We start from the raw sequence: 26,186 nt of genomic DNA on the forward strand, positions 1-26,186 counted from the left end.
GCCGCAGGCGGCGCGATGGATGGTCGGGTCGAGCCAGACCATGACGGAAGAGAGCGAGAGGCACTTTGATAACGACCCGGCTGCGGTCGTCTCACATGACCGCACCGATCTGCCACGGCACGAATTCGTTGCGGCCGTAGCCGAGCTCCTCCGATTTCGAGCGTTTGCCCGAGGCGACGGCGAGGACCGTGTCGAAGATTGCCCGGCCCTTCTCCTCCAGCGACACGCCCTCGACGATATCGCCGCAATTGATGTCCATGTCGTCAGGCATGCGGGCGTAAAGCTCGCTGTTGGTGGCGAGCTTGATCGAGGGCACCGGCTTGCAGCCATAGGCCGAGCCGCGCCCGGTGGTGAAACAGAGGATGTTGGCGCCGCCGGCCACCTGTCCCGTCGCCGCGACGGGATCGTAGCCGGGCGTGTCCATGTAGACGAAGCCCTTGCGGTCGATGCGCTCGGCATAGCGGTAGACGCCGCGCAGGGTGGAATTGCCGCCCTTGGCGACCGCGCCGAGCGATTTTTCCAGGATGGTGGTGAGCCCGCCCGCCTTGTTGCCGGGGGAGGGGTTGTTGTTCATCTCGCCGCCGTTGCGGCGGGTATAGTCCTCCCACCAGTGGATGAGGTCGACGATCTTCTGCCCGACCTCGACGCTTTCGGCGCGCCGCGTCAGGAGATGCTCGGCGCCGTAGATTTCCGGGGTTTCGGACAGGATGGCCGTGCCGCCGTGGCGGACCAGCATGTCGGCGGCCACGCCCAGCGCCGGGTTGGCGGTCAGTCCAGAATAGCCGTCCGAGCCGCCGCACTGGAGCGCCAGCGTCAGTTCGGCGGCGGAGACCGGCTCGCGTTTCGCCCGCGCCGCGAAGGGCAGCATGTCGCGGATGCGCGCGACCCCTGCCTCCACCGCCTTGCGCGTTCCGCCGATCTCCTGAATGGTCAGCGACTGGAAGTGGTCGCCCTCGGCGATGCCGTAGGTGTCCTTCATGCGCGGGATCTGGAAGACTTCGCAGCCGAGGCCGACCAGCAGGATGGCGGAGAAGTTCGGGTGGCTGGCATAGCCCCATTGCGTGCGCGACAGCACGTCGAAGGCCTCTCCCCTGCCGGCCATGCCGCAGCCCTGCCCGTGCGGCAGGGGAACGACGCCGTCGATGCCGGGATAGTCGCGGAGAATGCCGGAGCGCTCGATCGTGTCGGCGACGTAGTCGACGACGGTGGCGGAACAGTTCACCGAGGAGAGGATGCCGATATAGTTGCGCGTGCCGACGCGGCCGTCGGCGCGGCGGAAGCCCTCGAAGAAGGCGGGAACCTCGCCGGGCCGCAGGCCCTCGGGCGGCCTCGCCTCGGAGGCGAAGGCGTAATCGCGCTCGAAATCCTCGCCCATCGTGACGTTCTTCTCATGCACCCATTCACCGGGTGCGATGTCGGAACTGGCAAAGCCGATGATCTGGCCGAACTTGCGGATCGGCTCGCCGCGGGGGATCGGGCGCACCGCGACCTTGTGGCCGCGCGGCACGCGGGCGGCGGTGACGACCTCGCCTTCCGCCGGGCTGCCGGCGGGCAGGTCGGCGACGGTGACGACGACATTGTCCTGCGCGTTGAGGCGCAGGGTCTTGTTCACGCTCATGTCATACCTCCAGAATGGCCTTGATCACGCCGGTGTCCGGGCGCGACCAGTCGGCGAACAGTTTGACGCCGTCTTCCAGACGGCCCGTATGGGTATTGAGCGCCCGTGTCGGCACCGCGCCGGCCTCCATCTGGCGGACGACCTCGGCGAAATCCTCCGGCTGCGCGTTGCGGCTGGCCAGCAGCGTCGCCTCGCGCTTGTGGAACTCCGGGTCGGAGAAGGCGATATCCTGCCGCACCACCGACAGGAGCACGTAGCGCCCGCCGTGGGCGAGGAAGTTGAAGCCGCGCTGCATGGGAATGGCGTTGCCGGTGGCGTCGATCACCACGTCGAACCCGTCGCCGCCGGTCATGCGCATGGCCTCCGTCCCGGCGGAGGCGTTGGCGGGCAGCGAGGTGTTGGCGCCGAGCCGGTCGACGGCGAAGGCCAGCCGGTCCTCGCGGGTGTCCATCACCGTGACATGGGCGCCGCGCGCCCTGGCGAAGATGATCGCCGACATGCCGATGGGCCCCGCGCCGGTGACGAGCACGCGGTCTTCGCCGGCGATCGCGCCGCGCCGGACGCCATGCGCGCCGATAGCCAGGAACTCGATCATCGCCGCGTCGTCGAGCGCGATGCCGCCGGTCGGAACCACGTTCCGTTCGGGAACCGAAAGATATTCGGCCATGCCGCCGTCGCAATGGACGCCGAGCACCCGGATGGCCTGGCAGGCATTGGTCAGCCCCTTGCGGCAGGCATGGCAGGCGCCGCAGGAGAGATAGGGCACGATATAGACCGGATCGCCCCGTTTCAGCGCGCTGCCCGGCGGCGCTTCCTCCACCGTGCCGGAAAGCTCGTGGCCCATGACGCGCGGATAGTCGAGAAAGGGATGCTTGCCGGCGAAGATGTGAAAATCCGTGCCGCAGATGCCGACATGGCGGATGCGCACCAGAACCTCGTCGTCCGCCCGCACCGGGGCGGGCCGGGAGATGACGGAGAGGCGGCCGGGCTCGTCGCAGATCAGGGCCTTCATGACAAGAACCCCGTCCGTCCGGCGAAAGATGCCCGGATGGCGTGCATGCGGCAGGCGGCTGCGATCATGAAATCCTCCCTTTCAGGTCGCGGCGAATGTCTTTGTTCTTTTTCGATAAAAGACATCAGGCTTGCGCGCAATTTGTTTTTTATGTTAAAAAATCAACCGTAAAAAACATGCGTCGGCGGTCCCGGGAGACAAGGACGGGAGACAGGGAGCGGAATGAAGACCAACGTGGTCTACAGGCGGGCCTACAACCGCTGCCTCGATCTGCTCGCAACGCACGCGCCGGGCGGCGGCCTGCCGTCCGAGCCGGCCTTTTCCGCCCTGCTCGGCGTCAGCCGCACGACGGTACGCGCTGTTCTCGCTGAGCTGGCGTCGCGCGGCATCGCCGGTGTGGACGGCCGGGAAAAGCGGCTGCTGCGCCGCCCCTTGCGCGGCGATTATCTCGACGCCGCCGCGCTGGAGCCGATGGCCGACATGCTGGAGCGCAAGTTCATGGCTTGGATGGTCGGGCCGGACTGCCATGCCGGGCAGGTCATCAACGGGCTCGATCTCGCCCGCCAGTTCGGCGTCTCCACCTCGGCCATCCGCGAATGCCTGAACAAGTTCAGCCATTTCGGGCTTCTGGAACGGCAGAGCAACGGCCGCTGGCGGACATTGGGCCTGACCGTCGATTTCGTCGAGGAACTGTTCGACATGCGCGAGGTGATGGAATTTCGCGCCGTCGACCGCTTCGTCGCCCTGCCGGACGGCCACCCCGCCTGGGAGGCGCTGACCGGGATCGAGGAGCAGCACCATGCGCTGATCGCCGATTTCGCCAACCGCTACCGCGATTTCTCCGAACTCGACCACCGTTTTCACCGGCTGGTCAACAGCGTCGCGCCGAACCGTTTCCTCGGCAATATCCACGGCGTGATGTCGGCGATCTTCCACTACCATTACCAGTGGAACAAGAAGCACGAGAAGGAGCGCAACCACATCGCGCTTCAGGAACACCTCGCCTATATCGACGGGCTGCGCAGCCGCGATATCGCCCGCGCCCGCGCCGCCAGCCGCCTTCATCTGGAAACCGCCCGCTCCACCATGCTGGCCTCGATCGAGATCGCTGGCGAATAATGGTCCTACCAATGCCGTCTTGACTCCGGCGAAAATTGCCGTATTCGAAAAGACAGAGGACGTCTGGAGCAGGGGTTTCGATATTGGTAGGACCAAATGAGGCCGCGCCGTCGCTGGCGGGCGAGATCGAGGCGATGATTGCCGAACGCGGGCTTGCGCCCGGCGCGCGCCTGCCGGCCGAGCGGGCGCTGGCCGGCGAACTCGGCGTGTCGCGCTCGCGGCTGCGCGAGGCGATCCAGCAGCTCGTCAGCCGCGGCGTCGTGGTCAGCCGCCGGGGCGGCGGCACCTATGTCTGCGAACCGGGCGCGGCCTTTCCGTTCGAACGGGCCCTGCAACCGCTCGGCGCCCTCATCCGTACCGACAGCGGCTACTGGCGCGACGTGATGGAAATCCGCAAGTCGCTCGAGACGGATGCCGCCTATTACGCGGCCCTGCGCGCCGACGCGGCCGACAGGGCAAGGCTTCGTGCCGCGCTGGAGGCCGTGAGCGGGCCGGGAGCGGACGATCCGGCGGCGCAGGCGCAGGCCGATGCGGCGTTCCACATGGCGATTGCCGGGGCCTCGCACAACGCCGTTCTGCGGCAGGTGATGGCCGGCCTGTTCGAGCTGATGCGCGTCAGCATCGCCGAAAGCCTGAAGCAGCTTTTCCGCCTGCCGAGGACGGCGGAGGAACTGGAGCGGCAGCATCGCCGCATCGTCGAGGCCATTCTGGCGCGCGAGCCGGACAAGGCGAGGGCGGCAGCCGCCGGCCATCTCGCCTTCGTGGAGGATTGCCTGGGGCGGATCGACGAGGCGGCGGCCCGCGACCGCCGCGCCGCGACCGCCCGGCACGTCATCTTGCAGGAGGAGGCAGGATCATGATCATTTCGTCCGCAACGGACTACCGCGAGGCCGCCCGCCGCCGGCTGCCGCCGTTCCTGTTCCACTATATCGACGGCGGCGCCTATGCCGAGCATACGCTGCGCCGCAACGTCGACGATCTCGCCGGACTGGCGTTGCGCCAGCTCGTGCTGAAAAGCGTCGGCGAGGTGGATATCGCCTCGACCTTCTTCGACGAGGCCGTCTCCATGCCCGTGGCGCTGGCGCCGGTGGGGCTGACGGGCATGTTCGCCCGCCGGGGCGAGGTGCAGGCCGCCCGCGCAGCCGCGAGCCGGGGCATTCCGATGACGCTTTCCACCGTCTCGGTCTGCCCCATCGAGGAGGTGCAGGCCCGGGTGCCGAAACCGATCTGGTTCCAGCTCTACGTGCTGCGCGACCGCGGCTTCATGCGCAACGCGCTGGAGCGCGCCTGGGCGGCGGGCATCCGCAAGCTGGTCTTCACCGTGGACATGCCCGTGCCCGGCGCGCGCTATCGCGACGCCCATTCCGGCATGTCGGGGCCGAGCGGGCCGGCGCGCCGCTTCCTTCAGGCGGTGACGCATCCGCGCTGGGCGGTCGATGTCGGCCTGCTCGGCAAGCCGCACGATCTCGGCAACATCTCGGCATATCGCGGCGAGCCGACCCGGCTGGCCGATTACATCGGCTGGCTCGGCGCGAATTTCGATCCCTCCATCGGCTGGGTCGATCTGGAATGGATCCGCGATTTCTGGAAGGGGCCGATGATCATCAAGGGCATTCTCGATCCCGAGGACGCGAAGGACGCCGTGCGCTTCGGCGCCGACGGCATCGTCGTCTCCAACCACGGCGGCCGCCAGCTCGACGGCGTCCTGTCGTCCGCCCGCGCCTTGCCGGCGATTGCCGACGCGGTGAAGGGCGAGCTGGCGATCCTCGCGGATTCCGGCATCCGCTCGGGGCTCGACGTGGTGCGGATGATCGCGCAGGGCGCCGACGGAGTTCTCATCGGCCGCGCCTTCGTCTACGCGCTGGCGACGGCGGGCCAGGCCGGGGTGGAGAACCTGCTCGACCTTTTCGCAAAGGAAATGCGCGTCGCCATGACGCTGACCGGCGCGCGCTCGGTGGCCGGGATTTCGCGCGAAAGCCTCGTGCGCGAGATGAGACAGGCGGCCGGGTAGCCATCCGCCGCTTCTGGCGGAAAAGGGCCGCCTTTATTGCAGCCCGGCGTTTAACGGGATCGCTGAGCGACTCTCTCTCGTTGTTTTCACGCAATTCCGGACGGAAAACCGCTGCACACTTTTCCTGGAATTGCTCTATCGCAGCCCGGCGTTCACCAGATCGCGCCAGCCGCGCGCTTCGGCCAGTTCCAGCGGGAAAAGGCCGGGAATGGCGAAGAAGGAGGCCGAAGGATCGGCGGGGTCGGCATCGGCGGCCGCGGCGAGGATTTCGGCGCGGCGCGGATCGTCGCAGTCCCCGCGCTTGCGCACGGCGGCGATCCAGACGGCGACGGCATGGGCGAACGCTGCCGCGTCGCCGTCATCGGACAGGGCACGGACGGCGGGCGCGAGGAGGCGCTGCGGCAGCTTCTGCGTCGTGTCGAGGGCGATCTGGACGCAGCGATGCGCGATGGTCGGGTTGGCGAAGCGCTCCATCAACTGGTCCATATAGGCCGGAAGGTCGACGCCCGGCACGGGATCGAGCGTCTTCGCCGCGGCGTTCATGTGCGTGCGGGCCTGCGCGGCGAATTCCGGCACGGCCATGACGTCGCGGATGCAGTCGAGCGCGGCCAGAATGCCGAGATGGGCGAGCAGCGTGTGCGTTCCGTTGAGCAGGCGCAGCTTCATGTTCTCGTAGGGTTCGACGTCGCCGGTGAAGATCGCGCCGCCGGCCTCCCACTGCGGCCGGCCCAGAACGAAATCGTCCTCGATCACCCATTGCAGGAAGGGTTCGGTGTCGAGCGCCAGCGTGTCCGTCACGCCAAGGATGCGCTCGGCGCGCTCGCGCGTCTCGTCCGTCGCGGCGGGCACGATGCGGTCGACCATCGAGCAGGGAAAGGCGCCTTCCTCCGCGATCCAGCGGGCCAGTTCCGGGTCGTGCCGCCCGGCCATGTCCAGCACGAGGCGGCGGACGATCCGGCCGTTGGCGGGAAGGTTGTCGCAGCACAGGACCGTGTAGGGCGCGATGCCCTTGGCGCGCCGCAGCGCCAGCCCCTCGACGAGGAAGCCGATGACGCCGACCGGCGCATGCGGATCGGCGAGATCGGCGGCGATGGCGGGATGACCGGTATCCAGCCCGCCGCTTTGCGGATGCAGGCCGTAGGCCTTTTCCGAGACGGTCAGCGTGACGATCCGGGTGTCGGGGCTCGCCAGACGATCGAGAACCTTCGCGCCGTCCTGCGCGGCGCAGACCCAGCCCACCGTAGTGCCGACGATTTCCGGCCTGTCGTCGCCGATGCTGCGCACGGTGACGGAATAAAGGCCGTCCTGCGCTGCGAGCGCCTCGACCGGTTCGGCCGAGCGCAGGTTGACGGCAACGATGCCCCACGGCCCGAACTGCGCGTCGAGCGCGCGCTGGGTGAAGACGGCCTGATGGGCGCGGTGAAAGGCGCCGAGGCCGATATGGACGATGCCGGGCGTCAGCGCCGTCCGGTCGTAGGAGGGGCGTGCGACGAAGGGGGGCAGGGCGATTTTCGCGGAAAGCCGTTCCATGTGCTCATACCAGTCCGTAGCGGTGATGAAGAAGCGTGCGCTCGATGCCGCGCAGTTCGGCAAGACCCTTGAGGCGGCCGATGGCGGGGTAGCCCGGCTGGGCGCCGCGCGCCAGGTCGTCGAGGATGTCCTGCCCGTGGTCCGGCCGCATGGGAATGGCATGGTCGGCGCGGCCTTCCTCGCGGCGGCGGGCCTCCTCCGCCAGCAGGGCGGCGATGACGGCCACCATGTCGGTGCCGCCTTCCAGATGCTCGTCCTCGAAGAAGGAGCAGGGCACGGTGTCGGTCTCGCGCGTCACGTTGCGCAGGTGGACGAAATGGATGCGGTCGGCGAAGCGCGTGGCGATGGAGGGCAGGTCGTTGTCGGGCCGGGCGCCGAGCGAGCCGGTGCAGAGCGTCACGCCGCTGGCGCGGCTGTCGACCTGCGCCAGCATGTGGGCGTAGTCCGCCTCGGTCGACAGGATGCGCGGCAGGCCGAGCAGCGGCCAGGGCGGATCGTCGCCATGCGCGCAGATGTTGATGCCGGCCTCCTCTGCCACCGGCGTGACCTCCGAGAGAAAATCGACGAGGTTCTGCCGGAGCGTTTCGCGGTCGATGCCCTGGTAGGACCGCAGTTTTTCCAGCAGCTCGTCGAGCGAGTAGCCGTCCGCCGAGCCGGGCAGGCCCGCGCCGATGTTGCGGCCGAGCGCCGTGATCCTGTCGTCGGCCATCGCGGCGAAGCGTCTCGCCGCCTCGTCGGCCAGCCATTCGGGATAGTCGGCCGCCGCCTCCGGCCGCTTCAGGATGTGGATGTCGAAGGCGGCGAAGTCGGGCAGGTCGAAGCGCATGGCGCGGGCGCCGTGGCGGGTTTCCCAGCGCAGGTCGGTGCGGGTCCAGTCGAGCACCGGCATGAAATTGTAGCAGACCGTGCGGATGCCGGAGGCGGAAAGGCGGCGCAGCGTTTCCTGCCAGTTGGCGATATGGGCCCTCCATTCGCCCTTGCGGGTCTTGATGTCCTCGGACACCGGCACGCTTTCCACCACGTCCCAGACAAGGCCGCCCTCCCGGATTTCGGCGTGCCGCTTCTCGATCTCCGCGACGGGCCAGACCTCGCCGGTCGGGATGTGGTGCAGGGCGCTGACGATGCCCTGCGCCCCGGCCTGCGCCGCATCGCGCACCGTCACCTTGTCGACCGGTCCGAACCAACGCCATGTGTGTCTCATTGTCCTGGTCCTCCGCAGATCAGTTGAAGCCGGCGAATGTGAGCTGCACCTTGCAGGCGGCCGTGCGGTCGCCGGCCTGCTCGAAGGCCTCGACCGCCCGTTCGAGAGGAAATGTATGCGAAATGATCGGGCGCACGTCGATGGCGCGCCGGGAAATGAGATCGACGGCCTGCGGGAACTCGGCGTGGAAACGCTGCGAGCCGCGCCAGACGATCTCCTTGCCGACGAGGGCGTTGAGCGGGATCGTCACGTCGCCGGTGACGCCGACCTGCACGATCACGCCCCGCGGCCGGACGGCGGCGAAGGCCGAGCGCAGGGCAGGCGCGGCGGCCGAGCAGTCGAATGCCACGTCGAATGCGCCCTTGTTCGCCTGAAAGGGCGCAAGGCCGTCCGGCTGCGTCGCGACGTTGATCGCGGTCGTCGCGCCCATCGCCGGGGCGCGGGCGAGCGCGGCGTCGGTCAGGTCGGTCATGACGATTTCGGCCGCCCCCGCGTGGCGGGCCGCGGCGGCCGTCAGCAGGCCGATGGGGCCGGCCCCGGTGACGAGGACCCGCGCGCCGGCAAGGTCGCCCGCCTGCGCCACGGCATGCAGGCACACGGCCAGCGGCTCGGCGATGGCGGCCTCGCCCGGCGTTACGTCCGGCCCGACGGGGTGGCACTGGATGGCGGGGACGACGAGCCGGTCGCGGAACATGCCGTCTTCGTGGGGAAGGCGCATGGCCGAGCCCATGAAGCGCATTTCGAGGCAATGGATCGGCTGGCCGATGTCGCAGTAATGGCAGCGGCCGCAGGGCTGCGACGGGTTGACGGCGACGAGCCGGCCGACGGCAAGCCCCTCGATCCCTGTGCCGCTTCCTGTGCCGATAGCCTCGACGACGCCCGCGGCCTCGTGGCCGGAAACGATCGGCTGGCGAACGCGGACCGGGCCGAAGCCGCCGTCCTGGTAATAGTGAAGGTCGGAGCCGCAAATGCCGCCGGCCGCCATGCGCAGCGACACCTCGCCCGGGCCGGGCGGCGCATAATCCATCGTTTCGACCCTCAGGTCCCGCATGCCATGAAGGCGGGCAACGCGCGTCTGCATCTGTTTAAAGCCTTTTCTGCTTGTCTTCGGGGAAAGGCCCGCGCCGCCGGTGCCGCGCGAGCCTTCGTTTCGTCAGCGGATCAGCCCCATCTGCGTGGGCAGCCACAGCGAGATCGACGGGATGAAGGTGATCAGCAGCAGGGCGATGAACAGCGGTACCAGCCAGGGCAGGATGGCGATCGTGGTCCGCTCCACCGACAGTTTCGATATCCGCGACAGCACGAACAGGATCATGCCGACCGGCGGCGTCAGCAGGCCGATCATCAGGTTCAGCGTGACGATCAGGCCGAGATGGACCGGATCGATGCCGTAGCGCGCGGCGACGGGCATGAGGATCGGCACGAGAATGCTGATCGCGGCGATGGTGTCGAGGAAGGCGCCGACGATGAGCAGCAGGATGTTGACGATGATCAGGAAGGTCCACCAGTTGTCCGTTAGCGAGAACATGAAGTCGGAGAACATCTGCGCCGCCTGGCTGACGGTGAGAAGCCACGCGAAGATCGATGCGGCGGTGACGATGAACAGCACCGACGCCGTGGTCTCGATGGTGTCGAAGGTCGCCTTGGCCAGCGTCTTGAAGGTCATGGTGCGGTAGCGCACGAGGCCGAGGAACAGCGACCACATGACGGCGGCGACGGCGGCTTCCGTCGGCGTGAACCAGCCCATCGTCATGCCGCCGATCAGGAGAACCGGCGTCATCAGCGCCATCACGGCGGAGAAGTCGTAGTACCAGTCGAGCGCGACGAGGGCGGCGAGGCAGAGGAACACGGCGACGTTGAGCGAAAGCCCGAGAAGCAGCATCACGTAGACGGCGGCCGGGAAGGACAGCACGATCACCACCTCCATCGAGGCGGAGAGGAGCTGCTTCATCTCGAACGGCGTATCGGAGCCCCAGCCCTTGCGGCGGGCGAAGACGTAGACGGTCAGCATCATCAGCACGGTCATGACGACGCCCGGAATGATGCCGGCCATGAACAGCGCGCCGATCGAGGCGTTGGCCATCATGCCGTAGATGACGAAGGGCAGCGACGGCGGGAAGATCGGGCCGAGCGTGGCGGAGGCGGCGGTGACGCCCACGGCCGCCTCGACCGGATAGCCGTGGTCCTTCATCGCCTTGATCTCGATGGTGCCGATGCCGGCGGCGTCGGCGAGCGCCGTGCCGGACATGCCGGAAAAGACCACCGAGCCGATGATGTTGACCTGGGCGAGCCCGCCCTTCATCCAGCCGACCAGCGACAGCGCGAAGCGGTAGATGCGGCCGGTGACGCCGGCGATGTTCATGAGATTGCCGGCCAGGATGAAGAACGGCACGGCGATCAGCGGAAAGCTTTCGACGCCGGCGATCATGCGCTGGGCGGCGATGATGTCGGGCGCGACGCCGTAGAGGACGAGATAGAGAAGCGAGGCCACGGCCATCGACACGGCGACGGGGGTGCCGATGATCATGAGAAGAAGAAAGGAGCCGATGAGAAGCAGCATGTTCAAATCCCCTGTATGCCGCCGGCTTCCTGAGCCTGCTCGCGTACGGTTTTCTTGCCGGTGAGGTCCTTGACGAAGTTCTGGAAGGAACGCAGGAACATCAGCACATAGGCGGCGAAGACGGTGTAGAAGACGAGGCCGCGCGGCAGGTCGACCGTGACCATGCGCTCGTCGCCGACGATTTCCAGATAGCGCCACATCAGCCACGAGATGTAGGCGAAGAAGGCGATGCAGATGAGGTCCACCGACACTTCCAGGAAGCGCACGGCGCGCTTCGGCAGGAAGCGGTAGATGAGGTCGACCTGGATGTGGCGCATCATGCGCACGCACATGACCGAGCCGAGGAAGACGACGAGCACGAGGCAGTTGGCCGCGATTTCCTCCGTCCATGCCAGGCTGTTGTTGAGGGCGTAGCGCGTGAAGAATTGCAGGAACACGCAAAGGCCCATGCCCCAGAACACGGCGAGCGCGATCCAGTCCTCGATGGCATAGGGCGAGATGTCGACCGGCCCGATTTCTTCCTCGAAGGCATGCGCCATCTCTTCGACGCTGATGGGGGCGTTCTGTTGGTCTGTCATTTTGGAAGGCTCCGCTGAACGGGATGGTGCAGGGATCTTGGATCCCGGCGCCGCAAGCGGCGCCGGGCTTGCCGTATCCGTCACTCGATGGCGCGGATGGCGTCCCAGTCGGCCTTTTCGTAGCCGAAGTCCTCGAGCTTGACCTTCTCGATGACGTTCTTCTCGAAATCGGCCTTGTCGATCTCGATCACGTTGATGCCGTTGGCCTTGAACTCGTCGACCAGCTCGATCTCGCGGGCCTCGATGGTCTTGGTCGTGCGGGCGGCGGCTTCCTGCATCACCTCGGTGAAGATCGCCTTGTCCTCGTCCGAAAGACTGGCCCAGCGGGTCTTGGAGACCAGCGTGTTGAGATGGTCGACGATGTGGCCGGACAGGACGACGTTCTTCTGCACTTCGTAGAACTTCTTCGCCTCGATGGTCGTCAGCGGGTTTTCCTGCGCCTCGACCGTACCGTTCTGGAGCGCCAGATAGACTTCGGCGAAGGCGATGGGCGTGGTGTTGGCGCCGCAGGCGCGCGGCATGGCCAGATAGGCCGGAACGTCCGGAACGCGCATCTTCAGGCCCTGCATGTCGGCACATTTCTCGATGGGCCGGTTGGACGTGGTGTGGCGCGTGCCGTAGTAGCTGACGGCGACGATGTGGTTGCCGGTCTTTTCCTCGTAGGCCTCGGCCAGCCTCTTGAAGACGTCGCTCTTGGTATAGGCGATCAGATGGCTCGGATCGCGGAAGACGTAGGGATAGTAGGTGACGCCGATCGGCTTGTGGTCGCGGGCGGCGAAGCTCGACCCGGAGATGATGATGTCGACCGTGCCGAGCTTGAGGCCCTGGTTGATATCGGCTTCCTTGCCGAGCTGCGAGGCCGGGAAGACCTCGATCTTGTAGCGGCCGTCGGTGCGCTTGGCGATTTCCTCGGCAGCCCAGACGGAATCCGTGTGGAACGGTTCCGACATTTCGTAGACATGCGCCCATTTGAGCACGGTTTGCGCATGGGCGGACAGCGCGGACGCCACGACGATGGCCGTCGCGCCGAGCAGGGTTTTCAATCTGATATTCATTCTCTCCTCCCGAGTTGATGTCAGATCTGCGTCGAATGTCCCTTCGCGCCGGTGGGTGCGAAAGGGTCAGTCTTCTCTTGCCGGCTCCTCCCCGAAGCTTTCAGAGAACCTCGTCTGCGCCAGAACCAGATGCCGGCGCATCGCCTCGCGCGCGGCGGCGGGGTCGCCGGCGGCGATGGCATCGCGGATGACGCGGTGCTCCTCCAGCGCCAGCCGCCAGGTGTGCGGGCCTTCGAAATAGCTGGCGAGCTTTTCGAAATAGGGGGTCATGCGCTTGTCGTAGATCAGGCCGGTGAAGCGGTTCAGCGCCGAGTTGCCGATGATGTCGGTAATGGCGGTGTGGAAGGCGCGGTCGCAGGCAAGCGCCGTCGTCGCGTCGCCCAGAACCGCTTCCATGCGCCCGAGAATGGCATCGAGCCGGGCGATGTGCTCCGGCCCGGAGAGCCTTGCGGCTTCCTCCGCGATGCCGCTCTCGATCAGGCAGCGCGCTTGCAGGATCTCGAACGGCCCGTCGCTGTCCTCGGCCGGCGCGGCGTCGGAGGGCGCGCGCGGCTTGCGGCGGACATAGACGCCCGATCCCATGCGGATGTGCAGGTGGCCCTCGACCTCCAGCACGATCAGCGCCTCGCGGATCGTCGGGCGTGATACGCCGAAGCGTTCGGAAAGCTCGCGTTCGGCCGGCAGCTTGGCGCCGGCCTTCAACTCGCCCGTTTCGATGAGTGCACGAATCTGCTCCGCGACCTGCCGGTAAAGGCGGCGCGGCTCCAAGGCCACGAACATCTGCATCCTCCCGGCGCACCGCTCCTCCGGTGCGCGCCGGTCAGGTTGTCTGACCGCTTTTCCCAGTAAAGCCCTTCATGCCGCAAAGTCAATCGCAAAAATGCGGCATATGTTTCATAAAGCATTGAATTATAAAGCAAAAATAACAAAAACGCCATCCTCCGCGGCGTTGGCGCCACGGTGCGGTCCGGTCGGGTTCCGGCATGCCGATGCGGGCCGGCCTCAGCCGCCGGGCATGGCCACGCCATATCGTTGCGCCAGCGCCTCGAAGGCGGACAGGGTGGCCGGGTCGATGGCGACACCCTGTTCCTCGCGGCGCGCGGCGACGTCCCACTCCCGGTCGCCGGGCGCCATCACCCGGCAGCCTTCCCGGGCCTGCGAATGGCGCAGCGTTTCCAGATAGCGGTTCATGCCCTCGTCGAAGGCGGCGCGTTCGATGAAGGCCTCGGGCCGGATGGCCAGCACGAAGGCGCCCATGCCGCGCGGCGTCGAGAAATCGGGGCCCTGCATCGGCGCGATGTCGAAGGACAGTTTCATGCCCGTCAGCACGGCGCTGAGGATTTCCGCCAGACCGGCGAGGCCCGCGCCCTTGAAGCCGAATTCGCCGCCGAGCGGCGCGAGCATCGCGGTTTGCCCGGCGTCCTGCGTGTCGAACCCCCGGGCGTCGGAGGCCACGGCCTGCGGCAGCGGCTGGCCGAGGCTGCGGTAGAGCAGCACGCGGTTGAACGGCACGGCGCTGGTCGCCATGTCGAGCAGCCACGGATTCGCGCCTGCCGTCGGAACCGCGACCGAGATCGGATTGGTGCCGTGGAAACGCTCCGCGCCGTCATGCAGGCGCACGAAGCTGTCGGAATTGGCGAAGGTGAAGCCGATATGGCCGCGCCGCGCCGCCTCGATGGAGAAGGCGCCGGCCGGCCCGAAATGCGAGGTGTTGCGGATGGCCACGGCGCCGATGCCGAAGCGCTCGGCCAGCGCGACGGCCCGCTCCATGCCCGTATAGGCGGCGAGCGCGCCGTGCGCGTGGTCGGCGTCGAGCGTCTCGACCGCGCCGAAGGCGGAGACCGTCACCGGTTTCGGCGCCTTGTTGAGCCGGCCGCCCTCCAGCGCCTCGACGTAATGCGGCAGAAGCCGGATGCCGTGGCTGTCGACGCCGTGGCGGGTGCCGTGCATCATCGCCCGCGCCGCGGCGTCGGCGGTGGCACGGTCGGCCCCGCAGGCCGCAAGCGTTTCGCGGCAAAACCGGTCCAGTGCGGCAAGGCCGACGCCCGCCTGCGGATTTGACTGCAACATCGCGGTTCCTCCTCCCGGCGCCGTGTGTTGGAATGTATTGTGCGTACACTAGACATTTTGAATGCGCGGCGCAATCCCCGGCGCGCGGCATCGCCTATGGTTTCGGTTGTCCGGGTGCGTGCTTTGCGCCATTCTTTGTGGAAAACCGCTGATCGGGAAGGAGCCTGCCCTGAGCATGCGCAGCCATACGTCGCCCATCGCCCCGAAACTCTACCGGCGGGCCTGTGACGCGCTGGCCGCCGATATTGCCGGCGGCATCATCGCGCCGGGCACGCGCCTGACCGAAACGGCGGTCGCCGGGCGCTTCGGCATCAGCCGCGCGCCGGCCCGGCAGGCGCTGGCGGAACTGGCGCGCCTCGGCCATGTCCGCAAGGCGGAAGCGCGGGGCTATGACGTCGTGGATGGCGCCGCCCCGCAGGCGAGGTCGCCCGGGACGGATGCGGCCGGTGCTCCGCCGTCCGGGGATCCGAAGATTCATTTCCTGTCGAGCTGGGAGCTGATCTATCCGGATATCGAGATCGAGATCGTCTCGCGCACCTCGCTGGCGGGCTGGCGGATCAACGAGGCGTTGCTGGCCAAGCATTATGGCGTCAGCCGCACGGTGGCGCGGGACGTGGTCGCCCGGCTCCAGCAGCGCGGCATCGTGCAGAAGGACGACAAGGGCCGCTGGCACGCGCCGGCGCTGACATCGCAGCATATCGACGAGCTTTACGAGCTGCGCTGGGTTCTGGAGCCGCTGGCGCTGGAAAAGGCGGTGCCCCGCCTGCCGAAGGGGCTTCTTGCGCGGATGCGCGCCCATGTCGAGGCGGCGCTGGCGGCGACCGAGGTCGACGGCTCGACGCTCGACGCGCTGGAGCAGGAGCTGCATGTCGAGCTGCTCGGCCATTGCGGCAACGCCTCGCTGATGCGCGCCATCAGCCTGCCGCAGGCGCTGCTCGTCGCCCACCATTTCCTCTACCGCTGGACCTCGGAACTGTTCGACACCGAGCCCTTCCTGCCGGAACATCTCGACATCATCGCCTGCCTGGAACGGGGCGACACCGGGGCCGCCGGCGCGGCGCTGGTCGACCATCTGAAGATTTCCCGCCAGCGCGCCATGCTGCGCATCCAGGCGGTGGCCGAAATCATCCGGCCGGACGAGCTGCCCTATCTGGAACGGCTGGAGGTGGGCTAGTTGTTCAGTCCCGCCATCAGGCGCACCTGCCGCAATGTGTTCTCGCGGCTGCGGCCGAGATGGGCGAGGAGGGCCTCGACGGCCCGCCGGCCGTCTCCGGCGTTCACGGCGTCGAAAATGGCGGCGTGCTCGGCAATCGAGCGGTCGTATTCGCCGGGCACGGAGACGAACAGCGTATGCGTCTGGGCGAGGATGCGCGCATGGGTTTCCGCAATGAGCGGAATGCCGGCGGCCCGCACCAGCGCGCCGTGGAAGGCGCGGTCGTGGGATAGCGCCTGCGACAGGTCGTCGAGCGACGCGGCGCCGGCGAACGCCCTGTGGCCTTCGAGGCTGGCGGCAAGGTTCGCCTTCACCCCGGCGTCGATTCGCCCCGAGGCGAAGGCCGCCTCGACCGCACCCTTCTCGATGAGGATGCGGGCGGCGTAAAGCTCCTCCACGTCTTCCTGCGTGAAACGGCGCACGACCATGCCGCGCCGGGCCGCCGTCACCAGCAGCCCGTCCGCCTCCAGCCGCAGGCAGGCCTCCTTTACCGGCGTCGGGCTGATGCCGAGATCGGCGGCCAGATCGTTCGGCAGAAGCCGCGTGCCGCCGGCAATCCGCCCGTTGACGATGCGTGCGCGCAATTCCCGATAGGCCTGCTCGGCCAGCGTCGTTTTCACTAGGGTCATGGCGGCAGGATCGACCAGCCTTCCGGCAATGACAAGAGAAAATAAAAAATTTTTTATTTTGTGAGATGAAAAGTTTCGCGCTACCAATGGCCGTCATGGCGCTGCCGGAACCGTGGAAACGCTGCGGGGCCGGCGCCGCGCAACCGGGAGGAGGAGACCCGTCATGAAGATCGCATCGGTCGAGCCGTTCATCCTGCATCTGCCGCTGACGGCGGAGTCGATTGCCGATTCCACCCACAGCATCACCCACTGGGGCGTCGTCGGCGCGAAGATCGCCACCACTGACGGGCTGGAGGGCTACGGCTTCACCGGCACGCATGCGCATCTGCCCTCGGACCGGCTGATCACGGCCTGCATCCGCGATTGCTACGCGCCGCTTCTTTCCGGCGAGGATGCCGCCGACCACCAGCGGTTGTGGACGAAGCTCGCCCGCCATCCGGCGCTGCAATGGGTGGGCCGCGCCGGCATCACCCATCTGGCGCTCGCGGCGATCGACGTGGCGCTGTGGGACCTGAAGGCGAAGAAGGCGGGCGTGCCGCTCTGGTCCTGCCTCGGCGGCGCGCGCACCGACCGGCTGGAAGCCTACAACACCGATATCGGCTGGCTGTCCTTTTCGACCGACGATCTGGTCGCCGGTTCCGCCCGGGCGGTGGAGGAGGACGGCTTCACCCGCATCAAGATCAAGGTCGGCCACGACGATCCGACTATCGACGTGGCGCGTCTGGAAGCGGTGCGCAGGCGGGTGGGCAGCGCGGTGCGCATCGCCATCGACGGCAACGGCAGGTGGGACCTGCCGACCTGCCAGCGCTTCTGCGCGCGGGCGGCCGGCCTCGACATCTACTGGTTCGAGGAGCCGATGTGGTACGACGACATCGCCGGCCATGCGGCGCTGGCCCGCAGCACGCCGATCCCGGTCGCGCTCGGCGAGCAGCTCTACAGCGTCGACGCCTTCCGCGCCTTCATCGCCGCCGGGGCCGTCGCCTATGTCCAGCCCGACGTGACGCGGCTCGGCGGCATCACCGAATATATCCAGGTGGCCGATCTCGCCCTGGCGCACCGCCTGCCCGTGGTGCCCCATGCCGGCGAGATGAGCCAGGTGCATGTCCACCTGAGCTACTGGCACCCGGCCTCCACCATTCTGGAATATATTCCGTGGATCAAGGATCATTTCCATGAGCCGGCCCAGGTTGAAGGCGGCATTTTCCACCGTCCCGAACAGCCGGGCGCGAGCACCACGCCGCTGGCCGACAGTCTTGCCCGCTACGGGCAGAGCCTCGGCTGAACCGATGTGGCCGGGGTGGGCGTTTCCGGCTGGAACCGGCGCGCGGAAATGCTCTACAGTCACGATCAGGTTGTCCGACAGTTGCGGAAGGAGAGAGACATGCCCGCCCCGAAAAATCCGTTCAAGCAGGCGCTGAAGGAGGGCCGCGTCCAGCTTGGCCTCTGGCAGGGCCTGACGAGCAGCTATGCCGTCGAGATCTGCGCCGGGTCCGGCTACGACTGGCTGCTGCTCGACGGCGAGCATGCCCCCAACGACCTGCCGGCCCTTTCGGCGCAGGTCCATGCCGCGCAGGGTTCGCCGAGCCATGCGGTGGTGCGCCCGCCGGTCGGCGAGACCTGGATCATCAAGCAATTGCTGGATATCGGCGCCCAGACGCTGCTGATCCCGATGGTCGAGACGAGGGAACAGGCCGAGGCGCTGGTCAGGGCGACGCGCTATCCGCCGCACGGCGTGCGCGGCGTCGGCGCGGCGCTCGCCCGCGCCTCGGCCTACAGCCGCATTCCCGACTATCTGGAAACGGCCAATGACGAGATCTGCCTTCTGGTGCAGATAGAGAGCCGCGCCGGGCTGGCCGCCATCGACGACATCGCCGCGCTCGACGGCATCGACGGCATCTTCATCGGCCCGGCGGACCTCGCCGCCGACATGGGCTATCTCGGACGCTCCGGCAACCAGGCGGTGCAGGACGCGATCGCGCAGGCCTTCACCCGCATCCGCGCCCACGGCAAGGCGGCCGGCATCCTCACCGGCGACGTGTCGCTCGCCAAACGCTACCAGCAGCTCGGCGCGACCTTCATCGCCATCGGCATCGACGTCCTGCTGCTGGCGGCGGCGACCGAAAGACAGCTCGCCGATTTCCACGCGGCGGAAGCGGTCGTCGGCCCGGTCGGCGACAAGGTCTACTGAGACGCGGTCTCTTGCAGCCTCCCTCGCACGCCCTTTCCCGCGTCATGGCCGGGCGTGACCCGACCATCCATGCGAGGGGTGCCGCATGGATCCTCGGGCCGGGCCCGAGGATGACGGCTGGAGAGGATTTCCCCCGGAATGGTTCCGTGTCATGCTGGTGGGCGACAAGGTTCACCGAGGCTCGGTCTTCCGCCTTTTTCCCTCTCATGCTCCCTTTCCGCTGTCATGGCCGGGCCTGATGCGGCATCCACGCCGCGGGTTCAGGGTGGATCCTCGGGCCGGGACCGGGGATGACCGCTGGAGAGGGTTTCCTCCGGAATGGTCCGGGGCGAGCGGAGGGCCGACAAGATTTACTGAAGTGCGGTCTCCGCTGCCTCTCTCGCACGCGCTTTCCTCGTCATGGTCGGGCCTGACCCGACCATCCATATCGCGGGTGCAGCGTATCCCATCGACGATGGCGACCGGAGAGAGCGCCCTCCGGAAACGATCAAGGCCGCCTCGTCGGAGGCGGCCTTGAGGCGCGGCGGCATGGGTCGAGGATGATGCCGCCGGCCGTTCAGCGCAGGTCTTCGGGCAGGAGATCCTGCGGCATGTTCTGGTAGGACACGGGCCGGAGGAACCGGCGGATGGAGAGGGTTCCGACCGAGGTGGCCCCGAAATTGGTGGAGGCCGGATAGGGCCCGCCGTGGACCATCGCGTCGCAGACCTCGACGCCGGTTGGATACCCGTTGGCGAGAACGCGGCCCGCCTTGCGCTCCAGAACCGGCATCAGCCGGCGGCCAAGCTCGGTGTCGGCCTCGTCGAGGTGGAGGGTGGCGGTGAGCTGGCCCTCGAAGCTCTTCGCCACCTCGATCATCTCGCCGGCGTCTTCGACGGTGACGATCAGGCCAAGCGGACCGAATACCTCCTCCGAAAGCGCGTGGTTGGAAATCCAGTCCTTGGCCGACACCCGGAAGAGATAGGGGGTCGCGTTGCGCAGATCGCAGGTGGAGGTCATCACCTCGCGCACGCCCGAGCCCGCCGCGATGCGGTCGCGGCCGTCGCGATAGGCGCTGGCTATGCCGTCGGTCAGCATGACCTGCGGTCCGGTTTCGGAGAGCGCGGCGCGGGCCGTTTCGGCGAAGGCGTCGGCCTGCGCCTCAAGAATGACGGCGATGCCGGGATTGGTGCAGAACTGGCCGGCGCCCATCGTCAGCGAGCCGGCCCAGCCTTTGGCGATTGCCTCGCCGCGTGCGCCGGCAGCTTCCGGCAGGATGAACATCGGGTTGACCGAGCCGAGTTCGCCGAAGAAGGGGATCGGTTCCGGGCGCTTTGCGCACAGGTCGAACAGGGCGCGGCCGCCGGCCAGCGAGCCGGTGAAGCCGACCGCCTTGATGAGCGGATGGGTGACGAGGCCGGTGCCGACATCGCGGCGGCCGCCTTGGATGAGCGAGAAGACGCCGGGATGCAGGCCGAGCGTGACGATGGCCGCATGGATGGCCCTGGCGACGATCTCGCCGGTGCCGGGATGGGCGGAATGGCCCTTGACGACCACCGGGCAGCCGGCGGCCAGCGCCGCGGCCGTGTCGCCGCCGGCCGTGGAAAAGGCCAGCGGGAAGTTCGAGGCGCCGAAGACGGCGACGGGCCCGACCGGGCGCTCGATCAGCCGGATATCCGGCCGGGCCAGCGGCTTGCGGTTGGGCAGGGCCTCGTCATGGCGCCTGTCGAGATAATCGCCCTTGCGGATATGGGAGGCGAAGAGGCGAAGCTGGCCGGTGGTGCGGCCCCGCTCGCCCTCCAGCCGGCCGGCGGGCAGGCCGGTCTCGGACGTGCCGATTTCGGTGATCGCCTCGCCGCGCGCCTCGATCTCGTCGGCGATGGCCTCGAGGAAGGCGGCGCGCTGCTCGCGGGTGGAATAGCCGTAGGACCAGAAGGCTTCCTCGGCGGCCTCCGCCGCCCTGTTCACCAGCTCCACCGTGCCGGTGAAGAAGTCGTACGCCTCGCCGTGGGCCGGTTCGCTGCGGAACGTGGCGTCGGTCGCGACCCATTCGCCGGCGACCAGATGCTTGCCGTGTGGCTTGAAACTCATCGTTTTTCCTCCCGTTTGTCGTCAATGGTTGTGGCGCGGCGGCGTCTTCGAAAGCTGGCGGAACTGTTCCGCGCCGCGGATCGTCGCCCCGTCGGAAAGCTGCGTCACGGTCTGGCGATAGATCATCTGCCAGGGCGTGGCGTCGGCGGGCGTCTTGGGAATGCCGTCCGCCTTGCGGCGGGCGATTTCGCCGTCATCCACCAGCATATCACATCGTCCCTCGTTGAAGTCGATGCGGATCGTGTCGCCCGTGCGCACCCAGGCCAACCCGCCGCCCGCCGCACTTTCCGGCGAGGCATTGAGGATCGAAGGACTGTCGGCGGTGCCGGACTGGCGGCCGTCGCCGATGGTCGGCAGGCTCATGATGCCGCGCTTCAGCAGGTGATCCGGCGGCTGCATGTTGACCACCTCCGCCGAGCCCGGCCAGCCGAGCGGCCCGGCGCCGCGAATGACGAGGATGCACCTCTCGTCGATGTCGAGCGCCGGATCGTTGATGCGGCGATGATAGTCCTCCGAACCGTCGAAGACGATGGCCCGGCCTTCGAAAATGCCCTCGCGGCCCGGCTCGGAGAGATAGCGCCTGCGGAAATCCGCCGAAACCACGCTCATCTTCATGATGGCGAAATCGAACAGGTTGCCCTTCAGCACGAGGAAACCGGCCCGTTCCTTCAGCGGCTCGTCGAACGGTTTGATGACCTCGCGGTCGGTCGCCTCGCGGCCCTTCAGGTTTTCGGCCATGCTCTTCCCCGTCACGGTCGGACAGGTGCCGTCGAGCCTGCCGGCGGCCAGCAGCTCCCACATGATGGCCGGCACGCCGCCGGCGCGGTGGAAGCGCTCGCCGAGCCAGGCCCCGGCGGGCTGCACGTTGGCGATGAGCGGAATGTCGTAGCCCACGTCCTGCCAGTCCTCCGGCCTCAGATCCACGCCGGCATGCTTCGCCATCGCCATCAGGTGCGGCTGGGCGTTGGTCGAGCCGCCGATGGCGGAATTGACCCTTATGGCATTGAGGAAGGCCTCGCGCGTCAGGATGTTCGAGGGGCGGATGTCTTCGAGCACCAGTTCCACGGCGCGGCGGCCGGTGCGGTAGGCCATCTGGCCGCGCTCCCGGTAGGCGGCGGGAATGGCGGCGCAGCCGGTGAGCGACATGCCGAGCGCCTCGGCCATCGCGTTCATGGTCGAGGCCGTGCCCATCGTGTTGCAATGGCCGACCGAGGGGGCCGAGCTGAGGGCCGCTTCGAGAAACTCCTCGTGGCTGATCTCGCCGGCGGCGTATTTGCGGCGCGACCGCCAGATGACCGTGCCGGAGCCGACGAGTTCCCCTTCGTGCCAGCCGTCGAGCATCGGCCCGCCGGAAAAGACGATGGCCGGGATATCGACGGTCGAGGCCGCCATCAGCGCCGAGGGCGTGGTCTTGTCGCAGCCGGTCGTCAGCACCACGCCGTCGAGCGGGTAGCCGTAGAGGATTTCGACGAGGCCCAGATAGGCGAGGTTGCGGTCGAGCGCTGCCGTCGGGCGCTTGCAGTTTTCGAACAGCGGATGCGAGGGAAACTCGATGGGAATGCCGCCGGCATCGCGGATGCCGTCGCGGATGCGTTTGGCCAGTTCGAGGTGGTGGCGGTTGCAGGGGTTGATGTCGCTGCCCGACTGGGCGATGCCGATGATCGGCTTGCCGGCGCGCAGCTCCTCGGGTGTCGTGCCGTAATTCATGAAGCGTTCCAGATAGAGCGCCGTCATGTCGAGATGGTCGGGATTGTCGAACCAGTCCTGCGAGCGCAGGCGGCGGCCCTTTGCGCTGTCGTCGCTCATCGGTCCTCCTCCTTCCGGCGGCCGTTGATCTTTTCGAGGTGCAGCAGCAGGCCGGAATGGTCGGTCTCGGCGTGGCCGTCCGCCACGAAGGCGCGGAATTCGCCGCGCACCTCCTCGGTCAGCGGCAGGCGCAGCGACAGGCTTTCGGCCATCGCCGCCACGGCGTCGAGGTCCTTGAGTTGCAGCCGCGAGGGGCCGCCGGGCTGGAAGGCGCGGTCCACCATCCGCTGGCCGTGCAGCTCCAGGATGCGGCTTTCCGCGAAGCCGCCGCGGATCGCCTCGCGGAACCGGCCGCGATCCGCGCCGCCGGCCTCGACCAGCATCATGGCCTCGGCCACCGCGCCGATGGTCACGGCGACGATCTGCTGGTTGGCGAGCTTGCAGACCTGCCCGGCGCCGGACGGGCCGACACGGGTGACGCGGCCGAGCGGGGCGAAGACGTCGGCGAGGCCTTCGATGACGTCCGCCTCGCCGCCTGCCATCAGCGCCAGCGTGCCGGCCTCGGCGCCGACCGTGCCGCCGGAAACCGGGCAATCGACATGGGCGATGCCGCGGGCCTTGAGCTTTGCGGCGTGCTCGCGGGCGACCGGCGGGGCGATGGACGAGGTGTCGACGACGACGGCGCCGGGCGCGAGCGCCTCCGCGACGCCGCTGTCGAACAGCACCGCGCCGACGGCTGGACCGTCGGACAGCATGGTGAAGACGACGGAAGCGTCCTTCACCGCGCCGGCGGCGGTGGCGGCAACCGTCGCGCCGTCGCCGGCAAGGGCCTCGGCCTTCTTCGGATCGCGGTTCCAGACCGTGACGTCGAAACCTGCGCCCAGCAGCCGCCGCGCCATCGGCGCGCCCATCAGCCCCGTGCCGAGAAAGGCGATTTTCCGGTTTGCGGTCACAGCCTGCCTCCCAGCTCGTCGTCGATATGGGCGCGGATGATCTCGTCGAACGAGGTTTCGGCAACAAAGCCCAGTTCGCGGGCGCGTTTCGCCTCGAAGCCCGGCGCCCAGCCGGCGCACATGCGGGCGATCATCTCGTCCGGCTCGCGGCGGATGAGCTTCACCGCCCCGTCGCCGGCCACGCGGCGCAGCGCCTCGATCTGCTCGCCGACGGTGGCGGAAAGGCCGGGCATGGACAGGTTGCGGCGCGGGCCGACCTGCGAAAGATCCATTGTCGCGGCATGGACGAGGAAGCCGACGGCGGAGCGCGGCGAGGTGTGCCAGTGGCGCACGTCTTCGGACACAGGCAGGACGGCCTCCTGCCCGACCAGCGGCTCGCGCAGGATATTGGAGAAGAAGCCGGACGCCGCGGCGTTGGGCCTGCCGGGGCGGATGCAGATCGTCGGCAGGCGGATGCCGATGCCGTCGAAGAAGCCCCGGCGGGTATAGTCCGACAGCAGCAGCTCGCAGATCGCCTTCTGGGTGCCGTAGCTGGTCAGCGGCGTGGTGTGGAACTCGTCGGGAATGGGGAAGGGCAGCGGCGCGCCGACGACGGCGATCGACGAGGTGAAGACGATGCGCGGAAAGTAGCCGTCCGCCTCATGGGCGGCGCGCACCGCGTCGAAGAGGGCGCGGGTGCCGTCGAGATTGATGCGGTAGCCCTTGTCGAAATCAAGCTCGGCCTCGCCGGAGACGATGGCGGCCAGATGGAAGATCACGTCCGGGCGGCCCTCGATCAGCTTTTGTGCCGTGCCGGGCGCGGAAAGATCGCCGGTTTCGAGCACTGTTCTGCCGGCGAAGCCGTCCGGGGTCTCGGGCGGCACGACATCGACCAGCGTCAGGGCCTCGACCGGCGCTTCGCCGAGCGCGCCGTCGCGCGCCAGACGCCCGGCCAGCTTGCGGCCGACCATGCCGGCGGCGCCGATAATCAGGATATGCATGCGTTTTCCTCCTCCGTCCTTTCACGCGCAGCGGGAAGCCATGCCGCTGCGCGAAAAAAAGTATTTGTAAGGTTGTCTGATAACCTTATATCATGCGTTTGAAAACCGAATAATGCAGTTGCCCCTCACTTCCCGTGTCCGAAAGGGCCGGACGGGGAAGGGGCAGGAGGAAAGATGACCAGCAAAGGCAGCCGGGCGGCAATCGAGGCCCCTGTGGAAGATCTTGTACAGGGGCTCGTGGCGGCGCTCGGCGCCGACCTCGTCCTTTCGGGCGGGGAGGTGGAGCGTTATTGCCGCGACTGGCACGGCGACGTGACGACCGGTGCGGTGGCGGTCCTCCGCCCGCGTTCGACGGAGGAGGTTTCGGCCTGCGTGCGCGCCGCCGCGGCCCTCGGCCTGTCCGTCGTGCCGCAGGGCGGCAATACCGGCCTTGTCCTCGGCGCGACGCCGGACGCGCCCTCCGCGCAGGTCGTGCTCAGCCTGGAGCGCATGACGCGCGTGCGCCGCATCGACGCGGACGATTTCTCCGCCGTCGTGGAAGCGGGCGCGATCCTCGCCGAGTTCAAGGACAGGGTGGAGGATGCGGGCATGTTCTTTCCGCTGGCGCTCGGCGCGCAGGGTTCCTGCCGCATCGGCGGCAACGTCTCCACCAATGCCGGCGGCATCAACGTGCTGCGCTACGGCATGACCCGCGAGCTGGTGCTCGGCCTCGAGGTGGTCCTGCCCGACGGCTCGGTCTTCGACGGCCTTTCGACGCTGCGCAAGGACAATCGCGGCATCGATCTCAAGCAGCTCTTCATCGGCGCGGAAGGAACGCTCGGCGTCGTGACCGCCGTGTCGGTCAAGCTCATGCCGCAGCCGGAGCAGGTGGCGACCGCGCTGATCGGCCTGAAGGCGCTGGACGATGCGATCACGCTCTACCGCCGCGCCCGGCGCGATTGCTGCGACCTGCTGTCGGCCTTCGAATTCATGCCGCCGCTGGCCTTCACGCTGGCGCGCGAGGCCATGCCGGATCTCGCCATGCCGATGGACGGCGGCTATCCCGCCTATGTGCTGATGGAGATTTCCGGCTCCGGCCTGATCGACATCGAGGAACTGATGCAGCGCTTCCTCGAAGGGGTGCTGGCGGACGAACTGGTCGTCGACGGGGTGATCGCCACGTCGCGCGACCAGTCCCGCAAGCTCTGGCTGTTCCGCGAGGGCATGAACGAGGGGCAGGCCCGGCGCGGCCCGCACCTGCGCACCGACGTCTCCGTGCCGCTCTCGCGGCTGGCCGATTTCGTCCGCGACGCGGAGGCAGCGGTGCTTGCGGCGCTGCCGGATTGCATCTGCGTGTCCTATGGCCATGTCGGCGACGGCAACGTGCATCTGAACGTGCTGCCGCCCGGCGATCTCGGCCGCGCCGACATCGACGCGCGCATCTACCGGGCGAAGACCGTGGTCAACGAGGTCGTCGATGCCTATCGCGGTTCGATCAGCGCCGAACACGGGATAGGGCGTCTCAAGAAGGCGGATTTCGACAAGCGCCTGCCGGATGTGCAGCGGCGGCTGCTGACCGCGATCAAGGCGGCGGTCGATCCGACTTTGGTCATGAATCCCGGTTGCCAATTGAATTTTCCGTCGCTTTCGGGGAAAAGCGCTTAAGCGGCAATGGA

22 protein-coding genes are annotated in these 26,186 nt (G+C 67.8%); 7 read left to right on the plus strand and 15 right to left on the minus strand.

The genetic code is table 11. From position 1 onward, the window contains the following. Window positions 1–91: 91 nt before the first annotated feature. The gene (locus NOF55_RS14450; protein ID WP_306412090.1) at window positions 92–1,618 is read right to left on the minus strand and encodes a UxaA family hydrolase; all 1,527 of its coding nucleotides are present in this window, start codon (window positions 1,616–1,618) and stop codon (window positions 92–94) included. 1 nt (window position 1,619) lies between these two features. Next, the gene (locus NOF55_RS14455; RefSeq protein WP_306412091.1) at window positions 1,620–2,630 is read right to left on the minus strand and encodes a zinc-binding alcohol dehydrogenase family protein; all 1,011 of its coding nucleotides are present in this window, start codon (window positions 2,628–2,630) and stop codon (window positions 1,620–1,622) included. Window positions 2,631–2,852: 222 nt separating this feature from the next. Here NOF55_RS14455 and NOF55_RS14460 point away from each other — a divergent pair, with 222 nt between their 5' ends. From NOF55_RS14460 to lldD, 3 genes are all read left to right on the plus strand, one after another. After that, window positions 2,853–3,749 carry a GntR family transcriptional regulator gene (locus NOF55_RS14460; RefSeq protein ID WP_306412092.1) on the plus strand — a complete coding sequence of 299 codons (897 nt, stop codon included), beginning with the start codon at window positions 2,853–2,855 and terminating at the stop codon, window positions 3,747–3,749. A gap of 83 nt (window positions 3,750–3,832) precedes the next feature. Next, complete coding sequence (locus NOF55_RS14465) at window positions 3,833–4,609, plus strand: FCD domain-containing protein (RefSeq protein WP_306412093.1); 777 nt, start codon at window positions 3,833–3,835, stop codon at window positions 4,607–4,609. After that, window positions 4,606–5,760, plus strand: a complete 1,155-nt coding sequence (gene lldD, locus NOF55_RS14470; protein WP_306412094.1) for an FMN-dependent L-lactate dehydrogenase LldD — start codon at window positions 4,606–4,608, stop codon at window positions 5,758–5,760. Before NOF55_RS14465 ends, lldD begins: the two co-directional genes overlap by 4 nt. Before the next feature lie 135 nt (window positions 5,761–5,895). On the opposite strand, the gene NOF55_RS14475 is transcribed toward lldD, so the two are convergent. The 8 genes from NOF55_RS14475 to NOF55_RS14510 all read right to left on the minus strand — a co-directional run bounded on the left by NOF55_RS14475 (window position 5,896) and on the right by NOF55_RS14510 (window position 14,754). Next, complete coding sequence (locus NOF55_RS14475; protein WP_306412095.1) at window positions 5,896–7,290, minus strand: mannitol dehydrogenase family protein; 1,395 nt, start codon at window positions 7,288–7,290, stop codon at window positions 5,896–5,898. Between the two features lie 4 nt (window positions 7,291–7,294). Beyond that, window positions 7,295–8,491, minus strand: a complete 1,197-nt coding sequence (gene uxuA, locus NOF55_RS14480) for a mannonate dehydratase (RefSeq protein WP_306412096.1) — start codon at window positions 8,489–8,491, stop codon at window positions 7,295–7,297. A 19-nt stretch (window positions 8,492–8,510) separates the two neighbouring features. Next, window positions 8,511–9,572, minus strand: coding sequence for an L-idonate 5-dehydrogenase (locus tag NOF55_RS14485; RefSeq protein ID WP_306412097.1), 1,062 nt, complete (start codon window positions 9,570–9,572; stop codon window positions 8,511–8,513). A gap of 72 nt (window positions 9,573–9,644) precedes the next feature. Beyond that, window positions 9,645–11,051, minus strand: coding sequence for a TRAP transporter large permease (locus NOF55_RS14490; RefSeq protein ID WP_306412098.1), 1,407 nt, complete (start codon window positions 11,049–11,051; stop codon window positions 9,645–9,647). 2 nt (window positions 11,052–11,053) lie between these two features. Then, complete coding sequence (locus NOF55_RS14495; protein ID WP_306412099.1) at window positions 11,054–11,629, minus strand: TRAP transporter small permease; 576 nt, start codon at window positions 11,627–11,629, stop codon at window positions 11,054–11,056. Window positions 11,630–11,709: 80 nt separating this feature from the next. Then, window positions 11,710–12,684: a sialic acid TRAP transporter substrate-binding protein SiaP gene (locus NOF55_RS14500; protein WP_306412100.1), complete on the minus strand. Its 975-nt coding sequence runs from the start codon at window positions 12,682–12,684 to the stop codon at window positions 11,710–11,712. A 66-nt stretch (window positions 12,685–12,750) separates the two neighbouring features. After that, window positions 12,751–13,464, minus strand: a complete 714-nt coding sequence (locus NOF55_RS14505) for a FadR/GntR family transcriptional regulator (protein WP_306412101.1) — start codon at window positions 13,462–13,464, stop codon at window positions 12,751–12,753. A gap of 222 nt (window positions 13,465–13,686) precedes the next feature. Further along, window positions 13,687–14,754, minus strand: coding sequence for an Ldh family oxidoreductase (locus NOF55_RS14510; protein ID WP_306412102.1), 1,068 nt, complete (start codon window positions 14,752–14,754; stop codon window positions 13,687–13,689). A 175-nt stretch (window positions 14,755–14,929) separates the two neighbouring features. Between NOF55_RS14510 and NOF55_RS14515 the strand changes: the two genes are divergently transcribed. Continuing rightward, on the plus strand, window positions 14,930–15,928 hold the full coding sequence (locus tag NOF55_RS14515; RefSeq protein WP_306412103.1) for a GntR family transcriptional regulator: 999 nt from the start codon (window positions 14,930–14,932) through the stop codon (window positions 15,926–15,928). On the opposite strand, the gene NOF55_RS14520 is transcribed toward NOF55_RS14515, so the two are convergent. Continuing rightward, window positions 15,925–16,596: a GntR family transcriptional regulator gene (locus NOF55_RS14520; RefSeq protein ID WP_306412104.1), complete on the minus strand. Its 672-nt coding sequence runs from the start codon at window positions 16,594–16,596 to the stop codon at window positions 15,925–15,927. The genes NOF55_RS14515 and NOF55_RS14520 overlap by 4 nt on opposite strands. A 163-nt stretch (window positions 16,597–16,759) precedes the next feature. On the opposite strand from NOF55_RS14520, the gene NOF55_RS14525 reads away from it, so the two are divergent. Continuing rightward, a complete protein-coding gene (locus tag NOF55_RS14525; RefSeq protein WP_306412105.1) occupies window positions 16,760–17,878 on the plus strand; it encodes a mandelate racemase/muconate lactonizing enzyme family protein in 1,119 nt (372 codons plus the stop codon). Between the two features lie 99 nt (window positions 17,879–17,977). Further along, entirely contained in the window at window positions 17,978–18,784 is an 807-nt protein-coding gene (hpaI, locus tag NOF55_RS14530; protein WP_306412106.1) for a 4-hydroxy-2-oxoheptanedioate aldolase, read from the plus strand. Between the two features lie 556 nt (window positions 18,785–19,340). Here hpaI and NOF55_RS14535 read toward each other — a convergent pair. From NOF55_RS14535 to denD, 4 genes are read right to left on the minus strand one after another with little or no spacing between them, the layout of a single operon-like run. After that, window positions 19,341–20,852 carry an aldehyde dehydrogenase (NADP(+)) gene (locus tag NOF55_RS14535; protein ID WP_306412107.1) on the minus strand — a complete coding sequence of 504 codons (1,512 nt, stop codon included), beginning with the start codon at window positions 20,850–20,852 and terminating at the stop codon, window positions 19,341–19,343. 21 nt (window positions 20,853–20,873) lie between these two features. Beyond that, window positions 20,874–22,658, minus strand: a complete 1,785-nt coding sequence (locus NOF55_RS14540; protein WP_306412108.1) for an IlvD/Edd family dehydratase — start codon at window positions 22,656–22,658, stop codon at window positions 20,874–20,876. After that, complete coding sequence (locus tag NOF55_RS14545; protein ID WP_306412109.1) at window positions 22,655–23,551, minus strand: NAD(P)-dependent oxidoreductase; 897 nt, start codon at window positions 23,549–23,551, stop codon at window positions 22,655–22,657. Before NOF55_RS14545 ends, NOF55_RS14540 begins: the two co-directional genes overlap by 4 nt. Continuing rightward, a complete protein-coding gene (gene denD / locus NOF55_RS14550) occupies window positions 23,548–24,531 on the minus strand; it encodes a D-erythronate dehydrogenase (RefSeq protein ID WP_306412110.1) in 984 nt (327 codons plus the stop codon). Before denD ends, NOF55_RS14545 begins: the two co-directional genes overlap by 4 nt. Window positions 24,532–24,705: 174 nt before the next feature. Between denD and NOF55_RS14555 the strand changes: the two genes are divergently transcribed. Continuing rightward, complete coding sequence (locus tag NOF55_RS14555; RefSeq protein WP_306412111.1) at window positions 24,706–26,175, plus strand: FAD-binding oxidoreductase; 1,470 nt, start codon at window positions 24,706–24,708, stop codon at window positions 26,173–26,175. Window positions 26,176–26,186 lie beyond the last annotated feature (11 nt).

The sequence above is a fragment of the Ectorhizobium quercum genome (assembly GCF_026552795.1).
Classification (GTDB): Bacteria; Pseudomonadota; Alphaproteobacteria; order Rhizobiales; family Rhizobiaceae; genus Ectorhizobium; species Ectorhizobium quercum.